Annotated in this window: 13 protein-coding genes; 7 read left to right on the forward strand and 6 right to left on the reverse strand. The window is 72.8% G+C overall.

Annotated elements, in window-relative coordinates:
- Positions 1–476: 476 nt before the first annotated feature.
- Positions 477–9,200, forward strand: a complete 8,724-nt coding sequence (locus AB0N73_RS03760) for an isopeptide-forming domain-containing fimbrial protein (RefSeq protein WP_363560509.1) — start codon at positions 477–479, stop codon at positions 9,198–9,200.
- A gap of 193 nt (positions 9,201–9,393) precedes the next feature.
- On the forward strand, positions 9,394–10,647 hold the full coding sequence (locus tag AB0N73_RS03765; RefSeq protein WP_363560511.1) for an MFS transporter: 1,254 nt from the start codon (positions 9,394–9,396) through the stop codon (positions 10,645–10,647).
- A 19-nt stretch (positions 10,648–10,666) separates the two neighbouring features.
- Here the strand turns inward: AB0N73_RS03765 and AB0N73_RS03770 are convergent, their stop codons facing one another.
- The 3 genes from AB0N73_RS03770 to AB0N73_RS03780 all read right to left on the reverse strand — a co-directional run bounded on the left by AB0N73_RS03770 (position 10,667) and on the right by AB0N73_RS03780 (position 15,292).
- On the reverse strand, positions 10,667–13,330 hold the full coding sequence (locus AB0N73_RS03770; RefSeq protein ID WP_363560513.1) for a LuxR C-terminal-related transcriptional regulator: 2,664 nt from the start codon (positions 13,328–13,330) through the stop codon (positions 10,667–10,669).
- 115 nt (positions 13,331–13,445) lie between these two features.
- Complete coding sequence (locus AB0N73_RS03775) at positions 13,446–13,619, reverse strand: hypothetical protein (RefSeq protein WP_363560515.1); 174 nt, start codon at positions 13,617–13,619, stop codon at positions 13,446–13,448.
- A 707-nt stretch (positions 13,620–14,326) separates the two neighbouring features.
- Complete coding sequence (locus tag AB0N73_RS03780; protein ID WP_363560517.1) at positions 14,327–15,292, reverse strand: CPBP family intramembrane glutamic endopeptidase; 966 nt, start codon at positions 15,290–15,292, stop codon at positions 14,327–14,329.
- 62 nt (positions 15,293–15,354) lie between these two features.
- On the opposite strand from AB0N73_RS03780, the gene AB0N73_RS03785 reads away from it, so the two are divergent.
- The 5 genes from AB0N73_RS03785 to AB0N73_RS03805 all read left to right on the forward strand — a co-directional run bounded on the left by AB0N73_RS03785 (position 15,355) and on the right by AB0N73_RS03805 (position 18,317).
- Positions 15,355–15,960 (forward strand): low molecular weight phosphatase family protein, encoded by a 606-nt coding sequence (locus AB0N73_RS03785; RefSeq protein ID WP_363560519.1) that lies wholly within the window; start codon positions 15,355–15,357, stop codon positions 15,958–15,960.
- 140 nt (positions 15,961–16,100) lie between these two features.
- The gene (locus AB0N73_RS03790) at positions 16,101–16,937 is read left to right on the forward strand and encodes an alpha/beta hydrolase (protein ID WP_363560521.1); all 837 of its coding nucleotides are present in this window, start codon (positions 16,101–16,103) and stop codon (positions 16,935–16,937) included.
- 96 nt (positions 16,938–17,033) lie between these two features.
- Complete coding sequence (locus AB0N73_RS03795; RefSeq protein ID WP_363560523.1) at positions 17,034–17,516, forward strand: hypothetical protein; 483 nt, start codon at positions 17,034–17,036, stop codon at positions 17,514–17,516.
- Positions 17,517–17,596: 80 nt separating this feature from the next.
- Entirely contained in the window at positions 17,597–17,932 is a 336-nt protein-coding gene (locus AB0N73_RS03800; RefSeq protein WP_363560525.1) for a DUF4333 domain-containing protein, read from the forward strand.
- A 121-nt stretch (positions 17,933–18,053) separates the two neighbouring features.
- Entirely contained in the window at positions 18,054–18,317 is a 264-nt protein-coding gene (locus tag AB0N73_RS03805; RefSeq protein WP_363560527.1) for a hypothetical protein, read from the forward strand.
- 420 nt (positions 18,318–18,737) lie between these two features.
- On the opposite strand, the gene AB0N73_RS03810 is transcribed toward AB0N73_RS03805, so the two are convergent.
- The 3 genes from AB0N73_RS03810 to AB0N73_RS03820 form a co-directional block, all read right to left on the reverse strand.
- Entirely contained in the window at positions 18,738–19,667 is a 930-nt protein-coding gene (locus AB0N73_RS03810; protein ID WP_363560529.1) for a PrsW family glutamic-type intramembrane protease, read from the reverse strand.
- A 127-nt stretch (positions 19,668–19,794) separates the two neighbouring features.
- Positions 19,795–21,423: an ATP-binding protein gene (locus tag AB0N73_RS03815; RefSeq protein ID WP_363560531.1), complete on the reverse strand. Its 1,629-nt coding sequence runs from the start codon at positions 21,421–21,423 to the stop codon at positions 19,795–19,797.
- Between the two features lie 87 nt (positions 21,424–21,510).
- Complete coding sequence (locus tag AB0N73_RS03820; RefSeq protein ID WP_363560533.1) at positions 21,511–22,749, reverse strand: PAS domain-containing sensor histidine kinase; 1,239 nt, start codon at positions 22,747–22,749, stop codon at positions 21,511–21,513.
- Between the last annotated feature and the right edge of the window lie 186 nt (positions 22,750–22,935).

The raw sequence follows: 22,935 nt of genomic DNA on the forward strand, positions 1-22,935 counted from the left end.
GACCCCAGCTCACTCGCCGCGAATGCGGGGTCCCCCGCCGCAGCACCCGGCATATGCGACGAGTCAGCAAGACCTTCCCACGCAGAACCACCCGGGAACCGTGCCCCGCCAAAGCCCCTCCCCGCCTCAGCCCGTCCCCGCCCCAGCTCACTCGCCGCGAAAGCAGGGTCCCCCGCCGCAGCACCCGGCATATGCGACGAGTGAGCAAGACCCACCCGCGCAGAACCCACCAGCCCCCGCACCCGCACCCGCACCCGCACCCACACACACCCACACCACACCCGCGGGCGGGGTGAAAGCGCGGGTGAAAACGGGGCGGATGCGGATGCGGCGGGGCGCGGGATCTCCACCCTGAAGGGGAACGGCCACCCGTGCCGTTCCCGCACGCCCCCCGAGCGCGCCCCGGACGACGGCATTCTGCCCGCCGCCCCAGCGCGTTCGTCCGCGCGTGCCCACCGCTGAATCCAGGGGGATCCATGCACACGGCCCACACCGCTCTCGCCGACGGACGCGTCGCGCGCCGACGCACCGCCGCACGACGCACGGCGCGCACCCGCGCCCTGGCGTTCGCCACCGCCCCGGCTCTCGTGCTGGGGATGCTGGGCCTCGGCGTCTGGAGCGCGACGAGCGCGACCGCCGCCGCGCTGCCCGCCCCCACCGCATCGCTCGCGCTGCAGGACACCGGCGGCGCGCACGGCGACGCCGACCCGAAGCCGTTCATCCTCGCCGGCGAGGATGCGACGTTCGACGTGTCGCTCACGAACAGCGCGGCGGATGCGGGCGGCTACAACATCGGCTTCACGCTGAGCGTCCCCAACGGCATCGACTTCGTCGCGAGCGGACTCGGCACCCCCGTGATCTACGCCAGCGGTGCGACGCTGCCCAACAGCAGCAAGACCCCGCCGCTGCCGACCGTCCCGGCCGGAACCCAGCTCTGGGTGTTCGAGGACGTCGCCGACCTGCCCGCCACGGCCGACTACGCGTCGACCCTCACGGTGCGGCCGGATGCGGCCGTCTTCCCCGTCGGCGCCGCTCCCACGTTCCGCCTGGACGGCTACGTGTCGTCCGACCCGGCACTCAAGCCCGTCTTCGACGGCTCCACCGGCGTCGGCGGCGCCGCGGCGCTCGCCGAGACGTCGTCCGACGACGCCGTGACCACCGCGCCCGTGAAGGCGCTGCGCCTGACCAAGAGCGAGCCGAGCCCCGAGATCGAGCTCCTGCGCGGCGTGCACGACCATCAGACCGTCTACACGCTGACGATCGAGAACACCCCGCAGGGCGCCACCGACGGCGTCACCGTCGTCGACTACCTTCCCGCCGGCCTCGAGTTCCTCGGCTGCGCGGATGTCGACAACACCCAGCCCTCCGCGCTGCTGTCGGGCCCCGACGGCACCCGCGAATACCCCGGAGCGGGGCAGGTGACCGGCAGCTCCCCCACCGACTGCCTCGCTCCGGTCAGCGTCGAGACGGTCGACACCGGCATCCCCGCCGATCTGCCCGCCGGCGTCTACACGAAGGTCACCTGGCAGCTGCCCGCGCTCAGCGGGGCGACCGCGCAGGCGTTCCCGACCGCCGCCGGCACGCCCGGTGTCACCACGATCCGCTACGCGGCCGCCGTGCCCCTGTTCGAGAACACGATGGACTTCGCGACCGACGCGGGCTCCGGCGCCCCCTCGCCGGGCAGCCTCGCGCAGGGCTCGAACCTGAACAACAACAACGGCCCGTCGACCCGTCAGGGCCTGGCAGACGGCTACAACGACGGCATCCTCTACACGAACTCCGCGACCGTCGCCGGCACGTACGCGGGCCCCCTCGCCGCGGGCGCCGCGGTGTCGGTGTCCGACACCGACACCGAACGCATCCAGGCGATGGATCTGCGCATCCTCAAGAGCGTCGACACCGGCGAAGGCAGCGAGGGCAACGAGTTCCGCACCGGGCGCCTCGCGACCTTCACGCTGGATCTCGCCACGAGCGAATACACCTCGGCCGACGACATGACCGTCGTCGACACGTACCCCAACGGCCTCTGCCCCGCGATCCCCACGGGCGGCGCGACGCTCACCGGCGACCCCTGGCCGAGCGACTGCGCCTACCCGTCGTCCGCGACCGGGGCGGCGCTGACGGGCGCCACGCTGGACAGCATCCACTACGACGCGGTCGCCGGCACGTTCGAGCTGACGTTCACCCCCGACCCCACCGCACTGGCCGCGAACGACGGCCTGCAGATCGTGTACACGGCCTTCATGCGCGCGGAGTACACCGACGACGCGCCGTACGTCGGCAACACGTCCTCCGGCGACGACCTCGAGAACACGGTCGAGATCGAGGGCATGACGCACTCGGTCCCCGCGCTCGAGGGCATCACCAACGGCTCGGGCGTCCCCGCCTTCGGCGACGAGGACGTGTGGGACGACTCGGCCGCCGAGATCGTGTCGGGCTTCTCCGGCATCTCCAAGCGGGTGCTGGCGCGTGACGCCGTCCTCGCCGGCGGCGACGCCGCCACCTCGTGCGCCGTGCCCTCGTCCGACGGAGCGTGGGACCAGAACCAGACGGATGCCGGTGACACCGCCTTCGTGCCGGGTGACGTGGTCTGCTACGAGCTGACCGTCGACTTCGCCACGCAGATCGACGTGCGAAACCCCCTCGTCACCGACTTCCTGCCCACCGGCGTGCGGTACCTCGACTCGGCCGTCGCGGGCGGCACGTCCGCCGGCATCGACGTCCCCACCCCGACGGTGTCGGGTCAGCGGATCGACTGGAACGTCGGCACGCCCGGCGCCGACGGCGACCGCTTCGTCCCGCTCGGATCGACCCTCGTGCTGCACGTGCGCGGCGAGGTGACGTCGTGGACGCCGAACGACGAGGCCACCCTCGACAAGCCCGAGAACCTCATGAAGTACCAGCAGGAGAACGTGCTCGCCGACGTCTTCTTCCTGCGCGACGCCTCGGCCATCCAGACCGGCCAGGGACCGACGCTCCTCAAGGGCGTCGTCGACGTGGACGGCGACCCGACGCGTCCCGCACGGTCGCAGAACGACGCGAACGGCACCGTCTTCGACTCCGACCGCGACGGCATCCAGGTCGTCGCCGACGACGTCGTCACCTACCGGGTCGACCTCACCGGCGGCACGACGGATGTGGCGGGCCTGGTCGTCTGGGACGCCCTGCCCACCGGCATCACCAAGGCCGACGTGTCGGCCGTCTCGAACGGCGGCACGGCGCTCGATCCGGGCGACGCCGGCTACCCCGCGAACGCCGAGCACCCGACGCGCTCGGTCATCGTGTGGACGGGCATCGGCCTGGCCGCGGCCGCCGAGCGCACGCTCACCTACGACGTGACCGTGCCCACCGACGTGCTGATCGACGAGAACCTGGTCAACACCGCATCCATCACCCAGTACGACGTGGCGCTCAACACGGGCGACGACCGCACGTTCTACCCCGCGGACTCGCTCGACGACACCCCCCGCGACCCCGCGGACGAGGTTCCCGGCACCCGCAGCCGTGACGACTCGGCGATCTATACGCCCCCGGCGGCGGTCACGAAGTCGCTCGCGGGCACCGAGATCAGCCCGGCGACGAACGACCTCGACCCGAACAACGGCGCCGCGCAGGCCGTGCAGGGCGAGCTGATCACCTACACGTTCGCGGTCACCGTCCCGGCGCACACGTCGGTGTCGAACGGTGTGCTGCGCGACCGCGGCACCCTCACCCCCGGCAACGCGGCGCTGACCGTCACCGACGGGACGTGGAGCGCCTCCGCGCTGACCGGCGCCACCGCATCCGACTTCACGTTCACCGCGTCGCCGACGACCGGCGCCGCGCGCGGCGTGCTCGTCTTCCCCGCGACGTACACGAACTCCTCCGACGACCCGCAGGTGTTCACCGTCACCCTCACCGGCTACCTCGGCGACGCGGGCGCGAACAACACGACGCTCACGAACCAGGCGCAGTTCCGCAGCGACTCGTGGAACGGCGACGCGACGGCCACCGTGCAGTACCGCGAGCCCAACCTCGACGTCGTCAAGACGGCGACCCCCGCCACCGACGTCACCATCGGCACCCCGGTGACGTACACCCTGACCGTCACGAACAACACGGCCCGCGTCATCAGCTACGACAACGTCGTGACCGACACCGTGCCCGCGGGCCTGATCGTGGATGCGGCGACGTTCGACCCGGCGCCCGCGTCGGTCGACCCGGGCGTCACCACGGGCGCCGGCGGCGTGATCCGCTGGAACATCGCCGAGGTGCCCGCCACCGCGACCCTCACCTACGACGCCTCGATCGACCCGGCCACCGGTGCCGGCGAGACGTACCGCAACGTCGCCCGGGTCACCGGCTACACGCTGCCCGACACCCTGCCGGGCGATCCCGAGGACCGCCGCGGTGAGCGCACCGACCAGGACGACGCCGTGATCGAGGCGACCACCGCGACGATCACGAAGGGCGTCCGCCCCGCCGGGGCCACGAGCGTCTTCGCACAGGAGATCACCGCTCCCATCGGCGACACCGTGCAGTACGAGGTCGTGACCACCCTGCAGCCGAACATCAACTACTACGACCCGGTCATCGCCGACGACATGCCCGCCGGTGCCCAGCTGGTCACCGCGTCCGTCGAGGGCCCGACCGCGAGCTCGGCGACGATCGATGGCACCTGGGCGCGCACGCACGACACCGCCACCAACACCTGGCGCTGGACGTACGCCGGCGACATCGCCTCGGCCGGCTTCGTGCGCACGCTCACGCTGCGCTACGAGGTGCTGCTGAGCGACGGCATCGCGCGCTCGGTGAACGACCTGCCCAACACGGCGGCCTTCTCGTGGAACAGCCTGAACGGCGACGAGTCGACCCGCACCTCGGTCGACGACGCGGCCGACGTCGACGTCGTGAACCCGGTTCCGGCGATCGTCAAGTCGGTCTCCGACGAGACCCCCGACCCCGGTCAGGACTTCGACTACACGGTCTCGGTCACCAACACCGGCACCACCCCCGCGTACAACCTGATCGTCACCGACACGGTGCCCGCCGGCGTCGTGGTCGACCCCGCGACGATCTCGAACGGCGGCGCCCTCACCGGTGCCGACGCGACGACCGGCGGCGGCACCATCACGTGGGACGCGAGCGATCTGCCGGGGCCGCTGCATCCGCAGTCCTCCGCCGATGCTCCGAAGACCATCGCGCTGACCTACACGGCGACCCTCGCCCCGTCGGCGACGATCGGTGACACCCAGGTCTTCACCAACACGGCCCGCGTGACGCACCTGGAGTCCTTCCCCGACGGCGGGCGCACGTACGACCCGACCGACGTGCAGGACACCGCCACCGTCGATCCCGCGTTCCCGAACGTGACCCTCACCAAGACGACGACCGCCGGCGACACCGCGTACGCCGGCGCCCCGTTCGGGTGGACGCTGACGCTCGTGAACGACGGCGACGGCATCGCCGACAGCGTCGCGATCGGTGACGTCCTGCCGAAGAACTGGACGTACGACGCGGGTTCCGCGACGATCCGGGTGGGCACGGCCGCATCCGCTCCCCTCGCCGACCCGGCGATCGCGACGGCCGGCGACGTGCAGACCCTGACGTGGGACGCGGCGGATGTGGCGGCCTCCCCCGCCCTCCCCGGCACCGCGTCCGGCGCACCCGCCGCCGCGCGCACGATCGTCGTCGCGTTCACCGCGACACCCACCACTGCCGCGCTCACCGACGCCGGCGTCACCTCGTCCGAGGGGGTGCGCGTCGCGCACACCAACACCCTGTCGGCGGTGACGACCGACACCTCGGGCGCCGAGGGCAACTCCTCGGGCTCCTACACCGGTCCGCAGGACACGGCCGACGCATACATCCACGCCGCCGACCTGTCTCTCACGAAGGACCAGGGCACCGGGCTCGTCGCGGGCGGCGCCGCCGGCACCGCGTGGACGATCACGGTCGCCAACAACGGCCCCGACACGGCCGTGGGTCCGTTCACCGTGACCGACGACTGGGGCACGCTGCCCGACGGCTTCGTCGTGACCGGCGTCACGGGCACCGGCTGGAGCGTCGCCACGACCGCGGGCGGGTTCACCGCCACACGCACCGATGCGGCCGACACCCTCGCCGACGGAGCCTCGTTCCCGCCGATCACGGTCACGGCGCGTGCGGCGGCGGGCTTCGACCCGGCCGACGCGCCCGTCGCCAACACCGCGACGGTCTCGAGCACGGGCACCTACGACCCCGAGCCCGACAACGACACCGACGACGCCGAGGTGCCCGTCGCCGTGGCCGCCGATCTGTCGATCGTCAAGACCGGACCGACGACCGCGCCCGCCGCGGGCGGCCCGATCGCCTGGACGCTCACCGTCACGAACAACGGCCCCGCCGACTCGGTCAGCGCCGCGGGTGCGCTCATCACCGTCACCGACACCATCCCCGCCGGGGTCACCGGCGTGACGGTCGGCACCCTGCCCACCGGATGGACCTCGGATGCGGCCGGCCCGCTCGATGCCGGCGACACGCTGACGCTCACCCTCGACGCCGGCCAGCGGCTGACGCCCGCGCAGGCGACGGCCTTCGTGCTGGGCGGCACGGTGTCCTCCTCCATCGCCCCCGACACCGAGATCGAGAACTCCGCGACGGTCAGCCCGGGAGCCACGAGCGACCCCGACCCGTCGAACAACGAGGACTCGACCACCACGACGCCCACCACCGACACCACGCTCGGGATCACCAAGACCCGCCAGGTGTTCGAGGGCGGCGCGTGGCGCGACGCGACGAGCGCGGATGAGACGGTGCCCGGCTCGCCGGTGACCTACCTCGTCACGGTCGCCAACACCGGCACCGCCGACGCCCGCGGCGTGGCCGTGGTCGACGAGGTGCCCGCGTACCTCGCGTACACGTCGTTCGCCTCGGCGACCGGCACCTGGACGCGCACCTCGACCACGAACGCCCCCGGCGACGACCAGACGTTCGCCCTCACGGGCGTGCTGACGCCCGGTGCGACGGCGGCGCTGCGCGTCACCCTCTCGATCGACCCGGCCTACGACGCCGAGGTGGTCAACTGGGCGCAGGCGAGCGCCGACAACGCGACGAACGAGCCGCGCGACAGCGACGACTCCGACGCGACGCGCTCGGCGAACCTCTCCATCGTCAAGTCGCACACCGGCACGGCCGTCGCCGGCGCCACCCTGCCCTACCGCCTGTCGGTGACGAACGAAGGCCCCTCGTACTCGTCGGGCCCCATCGTGATCACCGACACGCTGCCCGCCGGCTTCGGCTACGCGGCGGGATCTGCGACCGTCGCGGTCGCGGGCGGCGCGGCGACCGGCGTCGAGCCGGTCGTCGACGGGCAGACCCTCACCTGGACGATCGGTGCGGCGGGATCGACCCTCGCCGACGGCGCCGGCATCGTCGTGGACTTCACGGCCACGATCGACGCCGCCGTGACGACCGGGACCTACGACAATGTGGGCACGGTCGACGGCCCCGACGACACCGATCCGTCGGATGACACGTCGACCGACCCGACGCCGGTCACCACCTCGGCCGACCTGTCGGTCGTCAAGACCGCCGCCGCCGGGCCGTACGTCGCGGGCACCTCGGTGACCTACAGCATCGACGTGACCAACGCGGGGCCCTCGGTCGCGCGTGACGTCTCGGTCGTCGACACGGTCCCGGCCGGACTCACGGTGACCGCCCTCGGCGGCACCGGCTGGACCTGCGACGTCGACACGGCCACCTGCGAGCGCGCCGTGCTGGCGCTCGGCACATCGACGATCACGGTGACCGCCGACATCGCCGCGTCCGTCCCCACCGGCACGGAGCTCCGCAACATCGCCACCGTCACCTCGTCGACGCCCGACCCCTCCGGGCCGGTCACCGATGACGCGACGATCGAGGTCGAGACCCTCGCCGACCTGGCGCTGGTCAAGACCGCGGTCGACGCGGACGGCGTCGAGATCACCACGGCCGACGCCGGCACCGACGTGCGCTACCTGTTCGAGGTCGTCAACAACGGCCCCTCGGATGCGGTGGGCCCGCTGACGATCGCCGACACGCTGCCCGCCGGCATCCGGTTCGTCTCGGTCGCCGACGGCGCTGCCGCGTGGACGTGCGCGACCCTGGAGACCGACGCGCAGGAGCTGGTGTGCGAGAACCCGTCGGGCCTGCCCGCCGGCGCCTCGGCGACGGACCTCGTCATCGTGGCGGCGATCGATCCCGCGCAGCCGGTAGGCGCGTCGACGAACATCGCCTCGGTGTCGTCGCCCACGCCCGACCCGGTGCCCGCGAACAACACCGACGACGCGCCGCTGGAGATCACCCAGTCCGCCGATCTGTCGATCATGAAGACGCACGACGCGGATGCGGTCGCCATCGGCGAGCAGCTGACGTTCGCCCTCGAGGTGCGCAACGCCGGCCCCTCAGACGCGACGGAGGTGACGGTCGTCGACACGCTGCCCGCGGGCCTCGAGTACGTCGACGCCGGAGCATCGGATGAGGCATGGACCGTGATCGCGGCCGACCCGGCCGAGGACGGCACCACCACGATCACGGCGACCCTCGACGGCTCGCTCCCGGTGGGCACGACGGCGCCGCTCCTCGAGGTGACCGTGCTCGTCCACGCCGAGGCGTACCCGGGCGTCGTCAACACGGCGGTCGTGGGCGCCGCGCAGCCCGATCCGGAACCGGCGGACAACACGTCCGACGACCCGGTCGAGGTGCCCGCGCTCGCCACCCTGGTGCTCGAGAAGACCGCGGTGGGAACCTTCCAGGTCGGCTCGGATGCGCGCTACCGCATCACCCTCACCAACACCGGCCCCACCGAGGACCCGGGTCCCGTGGTGATCTCCGACACGCTGCCCTCGGGCCTCGCCTACCGCGGGGTGTCGGCCAACGGCGCGGCGTGCGTCGAGGCCGGCGGCACGGTGACCTGCACGGTCGAGGGGCCGCTCGCGGTGGGCGCGTCGGTGGCGGTCGAGCTGACCGTCGCCGTGCAGGCGGGGGCCTTCCCCTCCGTCACCAACACGGCCGTGGTCACGACGCCGACCGCGCAGACGCCCGACGCGGAGCTGACGGCGACCGCGACGGCGAGCGTCACGGCGCAGCCGCTGCCCGCGACCGGCGCGGCGGCTCCCGGCATCTGGATCGGCACCGGTGTGCTGCTCCTGCTGGGCGGGGCTCTGCTGCTGGCGACCCGACGCCGGCGCACGCAGAGCTGACCGGACCGGGGGCCGGGTGCGTCCGCGCATCCGGCCCCCGGCTTCCGCATCCCCTCGGCAGGAGAGATCCGCACGGGGACGGCCGCGGCGCCGCATGAGCGAGATGAGGCCGGTGCCGCCCCGCATCCGATATCGTTCCGCAGGGTCCGGGGAACCCGCGCTGCCCCTGTCCCCCGACCGCTCGGAGCCACCGATGACCTCGACCGATGACCGCACCCGCACGGGCGGCCGCGATGTGTGGCTCCTCGCGGCGGTGAACCTGGGCGCTCTCGGCGCTCTGACAACGCCCGCGGTCGCCGGCCTCCCGGTCGCCGTCTCCGACGCGGTGCCCGCCGATCAGCGCGCCGCCGCCCTGGCGACCGTGCTCACGCTCGGGGCGCTGGCCGCGGTCGTCTCGAACCCGGTGTTCGGCGCCCTGTCCGATCGCACGCGCGGGCGTCTCGGACGCCGCCGCCCGTGGCTTCTGGGCGGCGTGCTGGCGGGGCTGGTCGCGATCGGCGGGCTCACCGCATCCGACACGCTGCCCGCCATCGCGCTCTGGTGGGTGCTCGTGCAGATCGCCTACAACGCCACGCTCGCCGCCGCCGCGGCGCTCCTGGCCGACACCGTCCCCGAACCGCGGCGGGGCGCCGCATCCGGGCTGTTCACGGCGGGCGCATTCGTCGGCGCCCTGCCTCCCCTGCTGCTCGCCACACTCCTGCCGCACCACCTGAACGCGGTGTCGTTCGTCATGCCGGTGGTCGCCGTGCTGATCGTGCTGGCGGCGCTGCGCGTGCCCGATGCCGCCGCCTCGACGCATCCCGGGGCCGACCGACGCCCCTCGCCCCTCGCCGGGCGCCGCTCCTTTCCGCGCGCGTTCGCCGCGGTGTGGGTGCAGCGCTTCGCGATGCAGTCGGCGTTCTCACTGACGACGGCGTTCACGCTGTACCTGATCGCCGACCGGATGACGGGCGATGCCGCCACCGCGACGCCCGTCGCGACCCTCGCCACGCTGATCGGCGGCGCGGGCGTCGTCACGGGTGCCGTCGTGGGCGGTGCCTGGGCGTCGCGGCGCGGGCGGTACCTGCCGTTCCTGGTCGTCGGTGCGCTCGGGCTCGCCACCGCCGGGCTCATCCGTGCGTCGGCGACCGCGCCGATCATGCTGTGGGGCGCGGCGATGATCGGCGGCACCGCTGTCGGGTGCTTCCTCGCGGTGAACCTGGCGCTCGCTCTCCGAAGCCTCCCTCCGGAGCGCGCAGGCAGCTACCTCGGCGTGCTCAACGTCGCCGAGACCCTCCCCGCGGTGATCGCCCCCGCCGTCGCGACGGCGCTGTTGCGCGTCGGCTCCGGTGATCCGCTCTCGGGCGCGCCCGACGACTACGTCGCCCTATACACGACGGCCGCGCTCGTGGCGCTGCTCAGCCTCGCCGCGCTCCCCGCCCTGCGACGCGTGGCGCGGAGCGCCTGAGACCCCGGGGCGATCCGGGTCAGACGCCCGCCCCGTCCGTCGACGGATCCTCCCCGACCAGGCCCCGGGCGGCGAGCGCCCGCAACGCCTCATCCCTCGACCCGACGCCGAGCTTGCGGTAGATCGACCTCAGCTGCGACTTGACCGTGTTCGGAGACACCGACAGCGCGGCCGCGATCTCGGCGACCGTCTCGGATGCGCCGAGCTCGCGCGCGACGGCGACCTCGCGACGGGTGAGCCGAGGCGAGGCGGTCGCGCGCGCACCGATGACGCCCGCGGCCATCGCCCGCTCGAGCACGGCGACGAGATCCGGCGACAGCCCCTCGGCGACCGCGACGTCGCGGAGCGCCTCGAGCCCCGCCGCCGGCACGAGCACGAGGGGCTCGAACAGGCCCCGGTCCACCAGGACGGCGTGAAGGCGCACCAGAGCCGCTGCGACATCCGAGACCTCGGCTGGACCCTCGGCGGCGGGGGCGGCAGGGGCGGCTGCGGGCCGGCCAGCGGGCGCGGAGGCGACGGCGGCGGCCGTGAGCGCCAGGTGCTCGGCGAGGGTCCGGGTGTCGGCGGTGTCCAGGGGCGCCACGGACAGCGCGCGCAGCGCCCCATCCGCGTCACCGGCGGCGAGGCTCACCCGGGCGCGCATGATCTCGCGGGCCGCTCCCGCGCTCAGCCGCATCGCCCACCCGCGCGCCGCCTCGAGGTCACCGCGGCCGAGCTCGAGAAGAGCCCGCGCCCGCCGCACCCGTTCCGCGCTGGCGGGGCTCTGCGCCTGGCGTCGCCCCTGCTCGCGCTCGGCGCGCTCGAGACGCAGGATGCCCGCCTCCACGTCACCGCGCAGAAGCGCCGCCACGGCGTCGATCTGCTCGATGATCGCCCAGTGCTCGATCGTCGTGCGATGACGCTCGAGGGTCGCCAGCGCCGCGCTCGCGGCGTCCGGATCGCCGTCCTCGATCGCCAGCTGCGCCCGCGCGACCTGCAGGAGACTCCCGGCGTAGCCGTCCTCCCATCCGTCGGGCCACGACATCTCCGCGCCGCGCGCCACGGCGCCCGCGGCCTCCGGCATGTCGCCGGCGAGCGCGTGCACGCCCGCCAGGTGCGCGAGACCCTGGCGTCCGGCGAGCAGGCCCCGTTCCCGACCGACCGCGTCGGAGCGCCGGAAGCAGTCGAGCGCCTCCTCCACGCGTCCGGCGACGAAGAGCGAGAGACCGATGTGGTTGAAGATCGTCGACTCGTTGCGGCCGAGCCGCATCCGCTCCCCCTCGGACATCTCGCACATGTCGCGGTAGCAGGCCTCCGCGATGCGCCCGGCCTGCGCCGTCCGCCCCGATACCCGCAGCGCCGTGGACTCGACCATCGCCAGCAGCGCCCGATCCGCGGGACGGGCGCGTGCACGCTCCGCGCGGGCGCCGTACGCGGCGATCGCGAAGTACTCGAGGGCCCGCAGGCGGTGCGCGCCCTGGGCGTTCCACAGGATGGCCAGCAGCATGCTCTGCAGCGGGCGGTTGCGCAGCGTCAGCGCGGGCACACGCCCGAGCGAGGCGCGCACCTCGGCGGCGCTGCGGATGAGGTCGTACCAGTGCTCGCGCACCACATCCGTGACCAGGTCGCCGTCGCGCGCCCGCAGCGCCGCCTGCAGGGCGGGGAGCGCGCGTCCCGCCGCGAGATGCCACCGGGCCACGCGCGTGTCGGCGGCGCGCACGCGCTCGGCGGGCAGCGTCCGCCGCGCCGAGCGTTCCGCGGTGCGGCGGAACACCGGCGACAGCACGAAGAGGGTGTCCGAGCGGTCCGGCGACGGCGGGGCCGCCCAGTAGCCGAGGCCCTCCGCCTCCGCCCGGTCGAGCAGCGCGGCCGCATCCGCCGCACCGGTGAGCGCGGTCGCGAGGTCGACGTCGACCGCATCCGACAACGACAGCTCGCGGAAGAACCCGCGGAACTGGTCGTCCCACGCGGGGGCGCGCAGCCGCAGGAGCGACTCGACCGCCGTCTCGAGGGCGTCCTCCGCTCCCCCTCGCGACGGATCGGATGCCGTCTCGCCCGCCAACAGCAGGACGCGGGCGAGCGCGGGGCTCGCACCGTTGTCGAGCACATGGTCCACCGCGGCATCGGATGTCGTCGGGCCCAGCAGCGTCGCGGCCTCATCCGCCGTGAGGGCGAGCTCCGCGGTGTCGATGCGGCGCACGTCGAGCGCGAGCGAAAGACCCGGCTCGGTGAAGCGATTGGCGCGGCGCGTGGCGACCCGCAGCGACAGCGTCGGCAGGTCGGTCAGCAGCCGCAGCAGGCCGTCGATCGTGGTCTCGTCGAGGTGCTCGGCCTCGTCGAGCACGAGCGTGACCGGATGGGGGATCCGGCGCAATCCCCGCGAGAGCAGGTCCCACGGCTCCCGCAGCGCCGTCAGGCTCTCCGCCGCGGTGCGCAGCGGGTTGGATTCGTCGAGCAGGCCCGCATCTGCGAGGGCGACCGAGAGCTGCTGGGCGAAGGCCAGCGGCTCCCCCATCCCCTCGCGTACGCGCAGCCACACGCCGTCCCGCTCGGCGTCGGCCGCCCACCGGGTGAGGGCGACGGTCTTGCCGTAGCCCGCCGGCGCGTGCAGCACGACCAGGGCCGCGGGCACGTCGAGAGCCCCCGTCAGTCGGGGCCGTTCGGCCAGACCCGGGGGGAGTCGCGGAACTGCATGGATGCTCATCGTCGAAGGCGACGGGACCGTCGGGAACGGATTCGGGTGATCTCCCCGTCACCCCCAGACTAGGCCCGCCGGGGCCGACGGCGCGGTGCGGATCATCGGGTTGTGGATCGAGCGCTCAGCCCGGCAGCAGATGCCCTCGAAGCGCCGCGACCACGACGAGCAGCACGACCGAGCTCGACAGCACGATGAGGGGCACGACGGCCACGGCGGGTCCGATGCGGCGCAGCCCGGAGCGGCGGGCGACGCCGACGGACAGGGCCGTCGGTTCGGGTGCGGGCGACGCGCTCATGGGAGCCTCCGAGATGGGCCGGTTTCGGATACCGGTTCGGGTGCCGGTCCGGCGGGACCCGGTTCGACCGGGCCCGGCGAAGCCCACGCTAGGACGCCCGCCCCGCCCCGGGTGCCGCTTCCCCCCGACTTCACCCGCCCCCTCACCCTCCCCGTGGCGCCCTCCCCCCGGTGCCCTCCCCCAGTGCCCTGTCGTGTCACCCTCCCCTGCGCGGTGCCGTGTCGGCGCTCGCGGCGCCACATCCCTGCTCACTCGTCGCGAAATCAGGGTCGCGCCCGCCAACACCCCGCTTTCGCGACGAATGAACACGGATGGGGGTGCGCAGGAAGCACGACGGGCTTCGCGACGAGAGGCTCCGTGATACCCGCGGCTCCACACCCCTGCTCACTCGTCGCAAGGTCAGGGTCGCGCCCGTCGACACCCCGCTTTCGCGACGAATGAACATGGATGGGGGTGCGTAGGAAGCACGACGACACGGCGACACGACGACACGACGGGCTTCGCGACGGAAGGCTCCGTGATGCCCGCGGCTCCACACCCCTGCTCACTCGTCACAAATGCTGAGTCGACGGGCGCCCCAACCCCGCTTTTGCGACGAATGAACATGGATGCTGCGCGCCACACGCACACGCACACGCCACGCACCACGCACGCAAGCCGCACCTCGCCACACGCCGACACGCGCCCCGCGCCCGCGCGCACGCGGGTCAGGCGAGGGTGATGCCGCCGCCGACGCCGAGGAGGGTGCCGACGAGGGCGAGGAGCACGGCGGAGGCGTTGAAGACGATGTGCGCGATCACGGCGCCCCAGAGCCGCCCCGTCACGAGCACGAGCGCGGCGCCGGTGACGCCCACCAGCGCGACGGATGCGGCGGCCGCCCACGTCGCGCCGAGCGACCCGGTCAGCTGGTGCAGCATCACGAAAAGACCCGTCGACACGAGGGCGGCGCCGACGCCGGCGATGGCGTGCGAGCGGGTGAGGCGGCGGAACACGGTGTAGAGCGCGACCAGCAGCACCGCGTGGAAGAACAGCTCCTCCACGACGGGGGCGACGAGGGCGGGCAGCAGCACGTCGCCGAGCCAGTCGACGCCCGCGAGCGAGCCGTCGGTGCTGGCGAGCGCCGGCCATGCGGTGGTGCCCGCAGCGGCCTCGTCGAGCCAGCCGCTGGCGATGCGCAGGGCGACTCCCAGCACGAGGCCGAAGAGCAGGTCGGTCCAGCGGAAGCGCAGCAGCCCGCGGGGCACCGAACGCGAGAACGCGTAGACGACGGGGGCGAGCATCGCGACCCACAGGACGATCTGCGCGATCCACCCGCCGAGCGCGCCGCCCACGAGGGCCCCCGCGGTCGTGGCGATGAGCACACCGGCACCGAGCGAGACGAGCGACCAGCCGAGCAGCATCCATCCCCATGGCAGCGTCGTGGTGCCGCCCTGCAGCCACACGCGGGGCGCGCGCGGGCGCCGTCGCCGCCGCCGCTCGGCGTGCGGGTCTTCCTCGGGGATGTCGACCGGATCGACCTCGGCGAGTCCGAGATCGTCGAACTGCCCGGTCGCGGTCGCGGCGCCGGTGCGCACGCCCACGAAGCCGCCGGTCTCGGAGCGCTGGAAGCGCGCGGACCGGAAGCCGTCGGGCTCCGGGGTGCTGTCGCCGTCGGCGTCGTTAGACTCGGTCACGGCGCCCACGTTACCGGTGCGCCGCCGGTGGGCCGGTTCGAGAGCCAGGGATGGATGCCGCGATGGTGCAGGTTCTGACCGTGTGCACGGGCAATATCTGCCGCTCGCCGTTCGCCGAGATCATCCTGCAGGACGAGCTCGCCGCCCGCGGCGTGCAGGCGTCGAGCGCGGGTGTGCGTGCCCTCGTCGACAAGCCCATGACGCCTGAGGCCGCGCAGCTGGCCCGGCAGTACGGTGTGCCCGCGCCCCTCGTCGACGGCCATCACGCCCGGTGGCTCAACGAGTCGCACCTCGAATCCCCCGACCTCATCATCGCGATGACGCGCGAGCACCGTCGCGCCGTCGTCGAGCTCGCCCCCGCCAAGCTGCGCTCGACCTTCACGGCGCGCGAGCTGGCTCGCTTGGCCGCGCAGGTGTCGGATGCGGATGCGGTCGCCATCGCCGACACCGCGGGCACCGATCCGCGGGCCCGGCTGGCGGCGCTGCTCGCGCATCTGGTCACGCTCCGCGGCGAGACCGATCCCCCCAGCGACCCCGCGGACGACGACGTCGTCGACCCCTACCGCCGCGACTGGGCGGTGTACGAGCAGATGGCGTCGGAGCTCATGCCGGCGCTCGGCGAGATCGTGCGCGTCCTGCACATCGCCACCGCGCCCGCACGCTCGTGACCCCGCACGCTCGTAACCCCGCACGCCCCTAACCCCGCACGCCCCCGACCCGCAGCCCCGGGAACCGCCGAGGCGTAGCGCGCCGGGTACCGAGCGTCAAGCGTCGGTCGATCCGCAGGTCGGGCGGTGACGATGACGCCATGACCGAGATCACCGCACACCACGGACTCCTGACCGACATCGAGCTTCACGTCGACGACACCGGCGGTTCCGGTCGCCCGGTCGTCCTCATCCACGGCTGGCCGCTCTCCGGCGAGTCCTGGTCCGAGCAGGTTCCCGCCCTCGTCGACGCCGGCTACCGCGTCATCACCTACGACCGGCGCGGCTTCGGACGCAGCTCCGCACCGCAGCGCGGGTACGACTACGACACCTTCTCCGACGACCTCAGCGCCGTCATCGACGCGCTGGATCTGCGGGACGCCACGCTGGTCGGGTTCTCGATGGGCGGGGGCGAGGTCGCACGCTACCTGACGCGCCACGGTGCCGACCGCATCCACAGCATCGTGTTCGCCGCGGCCATCACGCCGTACATGGAGCAGACCTCCGACAACCCCGACGGACCGCTCACGCACGAGGCCGCCGCGGAGATGGAGGCGGGCCTGAAGAAGGACGCCGATGCCTTCTACGACGGCTTCACGCGCGACTTCTTCTCGGTCGACGGCGAGCTGAAGGTCACCGAGGCGCAGCGGCAGGACGCCCTCGCGCTGGCGAAGCAGGCCTCGCATCACGCCGCGCTCGCGGCGATGGCGGCGTTCGGCACGACCGACTTCCGCGAGGATGTGGCCGGCATCACCGTGCCGACCCTCGTGCTGCACGGCGACAGCGACGCGATCGTGCCCTTCGAGGGATCGGGCGCCCGCACGCACGCGGCGATCCCGACGAGCGAGGTGGAGATCATCGCCGGCGCACCCCACGGGCTGAACGTCAGCCACGCCGGCGAGTTCAACGCAGCGCTGCTGCGCTTCCTCGCTCGCTGACGATTCCGCCGCCGCGGCGTACCGACGCCGTAGCCGCTTTTGGACTCTCTGTCCAGAGGAGGTCGGGCGGGTCGTCCGCTCGGCTAGCGTGCCGCCATGACCGCGACCCCCCTGCCCGACCTCCTCACCCGCCTCGATGAGCTCAACGACCCCGCGTACCCCTTCGTCTTCCGCGCGGACGGCGACCGCATCGTCGGTCGCTGGGATGTGGCGCACATCGAGTACGTGGCGCTCCTGGGCGCCGGCCGGATCGATGAGGAGTACCGCATCGACGTCACGTTCGACCAGGACAAGGGCACCTACGCGTACGAGGAGCACCAGCGCTCGGGTGAGAGCCACGCCGCCGTGTCGCCGAACGGCACACTGAGCTTCGGCGGCAGCGTCGGCACGTTCAAGGGATCCCAGAAGCGGATCCAGCGCGGCTTCGTCGCCGGCACGCGGGTGCGGACGCCCGACGGCGACGGCGTCGTCGCCGGATGGGACTTCGACACCGATCGCATCAAGGATCCCCTGACCGCCTTCCTCGAGGGCAACGGCTGGGAGAAGAAGAAGGGGCTGTTCGGCCGTCTCTTCGGCTGAGCCTCCCTCCCCGCGCAGACGGATGCCTCCTGCGCACAGATGCCCGCACACACCCCCGCGCACACGGACGAAGGATGACGATGAACAAGCACGCGACCGCATTCGCCACGATGGCCGTCCTGGGCCTCGCCCTCACCGGCTGTTCCTTTTCTTTCTCGGCGGGGGCCACCCCCTCGGGCGTGAGCAGCGACCAGGTGAGCGAGCTCGCCGAGGACGCACTCGAAGAGCAGGTGGGCGAACGCCCCGACATCGACTGCGGTGACGAGGAGTTCCCCCTCGAGGACGGCGCGACCCGCACCTGCCTGCTCACCGACCCCGCCAGCGGCACCGAGTACGACGCCGAGGTGACCCTGTCGGATGTCGAGGGCACCACGTTCCACGTGGGCGTCGAGGTGGCCACACAGGCGAATCCCTGAGGCGCGGTGAGCCGCTCTATTACGAGTTATTCACCGATCTGGTCAAGGGCTCTGTGCCAACTGTCAGGTTTCTGCCATTGTTGAGCGGTCATCACGACTACTCGAGCAACAAAGGACTCACATGACTCAGCAGCCCGCTCCCGGCGTCGACTACCCGGGTAAGACTCTCGGCATCGTCGGCCTCATCGTCGCGATCTTCTTCAACCTGATCGGCCTCATCATCTCGGCCATCGCGTTCAGCCAGTCGAAGAAGGCCGGCTACAAGAACACCCCGGCTCTCGTCGGCATCATCATCGGCTCGGTCCTGCTGGTGATCGGCATCATCGTCGCCATCTTCATCGGCATCGGCACGGCCGCGGCGATCAGCACGGGCTACTCCGGCTGATCTCCTCATCCGTCGAGAGGCCGCATCCCTCGGGGTGCGGCCTCTCGCGTTCGTGCGGTGCGTGTGGTCTGCCGCGCCGCACGCTCCCCCGCGGCGCAGGCCCCCATCCGGAGAGGGTTTTTCACTGCGCGGATGCGGGCGCCCCGACGCCAGGAGGAGTTGAGTGGAGCCGTGGGCGCGAGAGATGCAGCCCGGGTCACACGAACGGTCGATGCCCACGGTGGGTTGGCATCGGGCGCCGGTGACGCGTGCATCTCCGCCCTGTTCGGGTCGCCACTCGGCGCGCGGATTCCGCGCCCGAGGGCGACCTGAACCCTGCCGGACCCACGGCGCCCCCGCGGCGACGTGATCCGTCGCGCGGACCGCGGACCGGGCCGGGATGCCGAGGGCCCGCGGTCCGCGAGACGCAGCGCTTCCGAATCAGTCGGCGGGCATCGTGGCGCGGGCGATCCGCCGCCAGACCGAGCCGCCGACGAGCACCACGACGATGCAGCCGACGAGTGCGGTGAGCCCGCCGAGCACGGCGCTGTCGGTGAGGGCTTCGACGATGCCCTGCGAGCTGTCCCACAACCCGTGCAGCACCGCCACGCCGACGTACGCGCCGAGCACGACGCCGGAGAGGCGGAACCGCCCGGTCCGGCGGGCGGCGTAGAAGAGGGCGGCGCCCAGCAGCGCGCTCCACAGCACGTGGCCGAAGGGCGCCGTGGCCCCGCGCAGCACGGCGACGACCGCGGAGGCGGCCAGCGGGTGATCTCCGCTGTAGTGGTCGCTGATGTATCCGATGGTCTCGAGCACCGCGAATCCCAGTCCGACCGCGCCGCCGACGAACAGGCCGTTGCGCGTCGTCTTGGCCACGCTCCAGCCGGTGGCGACGATGAGCACCCCCTTGGCGAACTCCTCGACGAAGCCGGCGAGCGCGAGCGACACGAGTCCCTGATCGCCGAACGGATGCGGCTGCGGGATCAGTCCGACGAGGCTGTCGAGCGTGCCGCCCAGGGCGACCGCGAGCGACCCGCCGATGACCGCGATGACCACCAGGCGCCCGGGGGTCAGCGTGTCGCCGGCGCGCAACCGATGCGCCATCACCCACAGCAGCACCGCCGGCACGACGGCCGCTCCCACCACGATCCAGGTGGAGAGCAGCACCGGGTTCTTCAGCAGATGCACCGGCACGAGCCCGAGGAACGCCCACAGCGCGATGCCGCCCAGCAGCAGCGGCACCGCCCCGGTACGGCGGCGCGGCGGATGCGCCCGACCGCCGCGCGATCCGGTCGACGGCACGCCCGAGGGCGTCTCCTCGGATGCGGTGACCGCCGCGGATGCGGACGCGTCCGTTCCCTGCTGTGACATCTCTACCCCCCGGTTCGCGCAGCGTGCTCCGAGCGGAGCCTGCGGCGCGAGTGTGGCACACCCGACATGCCGGCGCCGCGATCGGGCTCCGCCGCGCGCGCGTCGGTGAGTAGTTCTCCGTCGCCGCTCAGGAGGCGGGGATCTCCATCGTGAACCGGGTGCCGGCCTCCCGACTGCTCGCCACGTGGACGCGTCCGCCGTGGGCGGCGACCGCATCCCGCACCACGCTCAGCCCGATGCCGAACCCCTGCACGGCGTTCCGGCGCGCGAGCGGGGTGCGGTAGAACCGGTCGAACAACCGCACCTGCTCGGCGGGTCCGATGACGGAACCGGAGTTCGTCACGCTGACGGTCAGGGTGTCGCCGTCGGCATGGTGCTCCACCGTGACGGCCGAGTGCGGGTCGGCGAACTTGATGGCGTTCGTCACGAGTTCGCGCAGCGCCTGGTGCACGCGCTGCCGGTCGATGCGCACCGGGCTCTCGGCATCCCCGATGCGCTCGAGCGTGATGCCGCGGTGCAACGCCTGGGCGCGGGTCTGGGCGATCACGGCGCCGACCATGCGCACCGCGTCGGTCGATTCGAGCACGAGCGGCTTCGCGGTCTGCGTCGCCGCCAGCAGCTCCTGCATCCGGTCGACGAGCCGCCGCGAGTTGCGGTGCACGGCGTCGAGATAGCCCTGCTCGCGCTCGCCCCGCACCTCGATGTTCTCGGTGAGCAGGTCGAGGTAACCGGTGATGTTCGTGACGGGCGTGCGCAGCTCGTGCGACACGGTGCGCAGGAAGTGCTCACGCACCTCTGCCGCGTGGGCGAACTCGGTGACGTCGTAGCCGGCGACGACGGTGCCGAGCAGCTGCTGGTTCTCGCGCAGCGCGCGACGCGATGTCACGTGCAGCGCGACCTGACGGTCGGCGGGGCCCACCCACTCCATCAGGTCGGTGAACTCCTCGCCCGCGAGCGCACGCTGCACGCTCTGCGCCTCCGGCGGCACGACGCTCTCGCGGTCGGCGGCCAGCACGTGCACCCCGGCGTAGGGCGGCCGGACGGAGTCGTTGCCGGCCAGCTCCGCCATCCGCCGCGCCGTGCCGTTGCGCAGCACCAGCACGCCGTCGGCGTCGTAGAAGGAGACCCCCGAGGCCACGGTGTCGAGGATGCTGCGCACCAGGATCTCGTTGTCGTGCGCCTGCCGCAGCGCGACCGCCTGCCGCCGGTGCGCGAGCGTGAGCCGGTCCTGGCTGCGCCGCAGCTGCCGGGCGGCGAGATTGACTCCCACCACCACGATGCTCGTGATGACGGGGAGCATGAGCAGGTTGACCCACTGGAGCGCCGTCTCGGGCCAGGCCTCCCGGCGCACGTAGTCGAACACCGTGATGAAGGCGGCTCCCGCCACCGCCACCCAGATGAACGACTGGTGGAACCCGTACGCGAGCCAGAGGATGGGGAACAGTGCCAGCAGTGCCACGCCCGGGATGACGCCGATGACGACGGTGCGCAGCAGCGCGACCGCGACGATGTCCGCCACGGCGATCAGGACCATGCCGTTGGGGTTGAGCCGCTCCCACGGCACGACCAGCGCGAGGACCGAAGCCGCCGCCGCCAGGGCGAGTCCGGCGAGGACGAGCGGCTCGACCAGCACGGTGGGCGCTGCGACCCACAGCCCCGCGACGAGAGCGACGACCGCGACCGAGAACGGCAGCTGTGCGCGCAGGAAGACGCGCACCCGCCCGCGGCGGGTGGTCTGGAGTTGGAGCAGGGGCATGGGGAACCTCGAAGCAGGGGTGCGGGCCCGAGGGCGCGCACGCCGCGGAAGCGGCAGGAAGGGGGATGGGGCGCCGGAACGGTGCGATCAGGCCGCGGAGCGCGGTTCGAGGGGCCGGGGAGTCCCGGCCGCGGGGGTGCGCGTCGTCGAGAAGGCCGACACGGCGGGCCGGAGGTCACCGGCGCGCCGACCCTCGGGACCGCCGTCGACGGGCAGCGTCACGGTCACCGAGGTGCCGACGCCGACGATGCTCTGCAGCGTGATGGTGCCGTGCTGGCGCTCGATGAGCGCCTTCGTGCTGGCCAGGCCGATGCCCGTGCCGCCGTCGTCCGGATTCGACAGCCGACCGCGCTCGAGCGGATCGAAGATGTTCTCGAGGTCTTCTTCGGCGATGCCGCGGCCGTGGTCGGCGACGACGATGTGCGCATGGCCGTCGGCGGCGTCCACCGAGATGTCGATGACGCCCTCGCTGTACTTGGCGGCGTTATCCACGATGTTCGCGATCGCGCGCCGGAGCGCGAGCGGATCGGCGGCCACGCCCAGATGCGCGAGGCCGCGGTAGTGCAGGCGCCCGTAGGCATCGCCGGGCAGCACGAGCTCTGCGGCCTCCCGGACGGTCGCGGCGGCGTCGACGACGGTGTTCTGCGGAACGTGGTCGGAGGAGTGCAGCCGGCCCGAGAGCTCGACCATCATCGTGGCGAGATGGTCGGTGACGGTCGAGATGCGCTCCAGGGCGTCTCCCGCGCCGAACGGCGACTCGGCGAGAAGGTCGACGTAGCCGCGGAGCGCGGTGATCGGCGAGAGGAAGTCGTGGGCGAACGCACGCATGAAGGTGAACTCCGCGTCCTCGCGCGCCTTCGCCGCGGTGAGGTCGGTGACGATCTTCACGTACCCGACGACGTCACCGGACGCGTCGCGCAGCGCGGTGATCACGACGTGCGCCCAGAACTGGCGCCCGTCGGCACGCACGCGCCATCCGTTGTCCTCGACCGATCCGCGCTCGGCGGCGATCGCGAGCAACTGGGCGGGCAGACCGCGCTCGCGGTCCTCGGCGCGGTAGAAGCGCGTGAAGGAGGAGCCGACGATCTGCTCGGCGGTATAGCCCTTCAGGCGCTCGGCGCCGGGATTCCAGCCGATGACGCAGCCGTCGCGGTCCAGATGCACGATGGCGACGGAGGTGACCTGCGCCGTCCAGTCGGCCACGGCCGGCGCAGCTGCGGCCGACGCCGCGGCCCGCGCGGTGTCGATCGCGATCGGCGCCGCGGGCTCGGCGGCGCCGGTGGGCGCGCCGAAGGGCACGCTCTCGAGCTCAGCGGAGTCGGACATGGTGGTTCGTCCCATCGGGTCGGGCGACCGGGTGCATGCGCACCAGCACGCGTTTCGGGACGCGCAGGACGATTCTGCCGCATGGAGAGGCATGTCCGACATTCGGAGAACGGAGAAATACCCTGAACGGAGGCCGGTACGGCGCAGCGGAGCGCCTCTCCCGGCACCCATGCCACTCTCATCCCG

The organism is Microbacterium sp. NPDC089189, assembly GCF_040685095.1.
GTDB lineage: Bacteria > Actinomycetota > Actinomycetes > Actinomycetales > Microbacteriaceae > Microbacterium.

Coding starts and splice junctions, on each gene's coding strand:
- AB0N73_RS03760 (WP_363560509.1), top strand. CDS start 477: ATGCACACGGCCCACACCGCTCTCGCCGACGGACGCGTCGCGCGCCGA.
- AB0N73_RS03765 (WP_363560511.1), top strand. CDS start 9,394: ATGACCTCGACCGATGACCGCACCCGCACGGGCGGCCGCGATGTGTGG.
- AB0N73_RS03770 (WP_363560513.1), bottom strand. CDS start 13,330: ATGAGCATCCATGCAGTTCCGCGACTCCCCCCGGGTCTGGCCGAACGG.
- AB0N73_RS03775 (WP_363560515.1), bottom strand. CDS start 13,619: ATGAGCGCGTCGCCCGCACCCGAACCGACGGCCCTGTCCGTCGGCGTC.
- AB0N73_RS03785 (WP_363560519.1), top strand. CDS start 15,355: ATGGTGCAGGTTCTGACCGTGTGCACGGGCAATATCTGCCGCTCGCCG.
- AB0N73_RS03790 (WP_363560521.1), top strand. CDS start 16,101: ATGACCGAGATCACCGCACACCACGGACTCCTGACCGACATCGAGCTT.
- AB0N73_RS03795 (WP_363560523.1), top strand. CDS start 17,034: ATGACCGCGACCCCCCTGCCCGACCTCCTCACCCGCCTCGATGAGCTC.
- AB0N73_RS03800 (WP_363560525.1), top strand. CDS start 17,597: ATGAACAAGCACGCGACCGCATTCGCCACGATGGCCGTCCTGGGCCTC.
- AB0N73_RS03805 (WP_363560527.1), top strand. CDS start 18,054: ATGACTCAGCAGCCCGCTCCCGGCGTCGACTACCCGGGTAAGACTCTC.
- AB0N73_RS03810 (WP_363560529.1), bottom strand. CDS start 19,667: ATGTCACAGCAGGGAACGGACGCGTCCGCATCCGCGGCGGTCACCGCA.
- AB0N73_RS03815 (WP_363560531.1), bottom strand. CDS start 21,423: ATGCCCCTGCTCCAACTCCAGACCACCCGCCGCGGGCGGGTGCGCGTC.
- AB0N73_RS03820 (WP_363560533.1), bottom strand. CDS start 22,749: ATGTCCGACTCCGCTGAGCTCGAGAGCGTGCCCTTCGGCGCGCCCACC.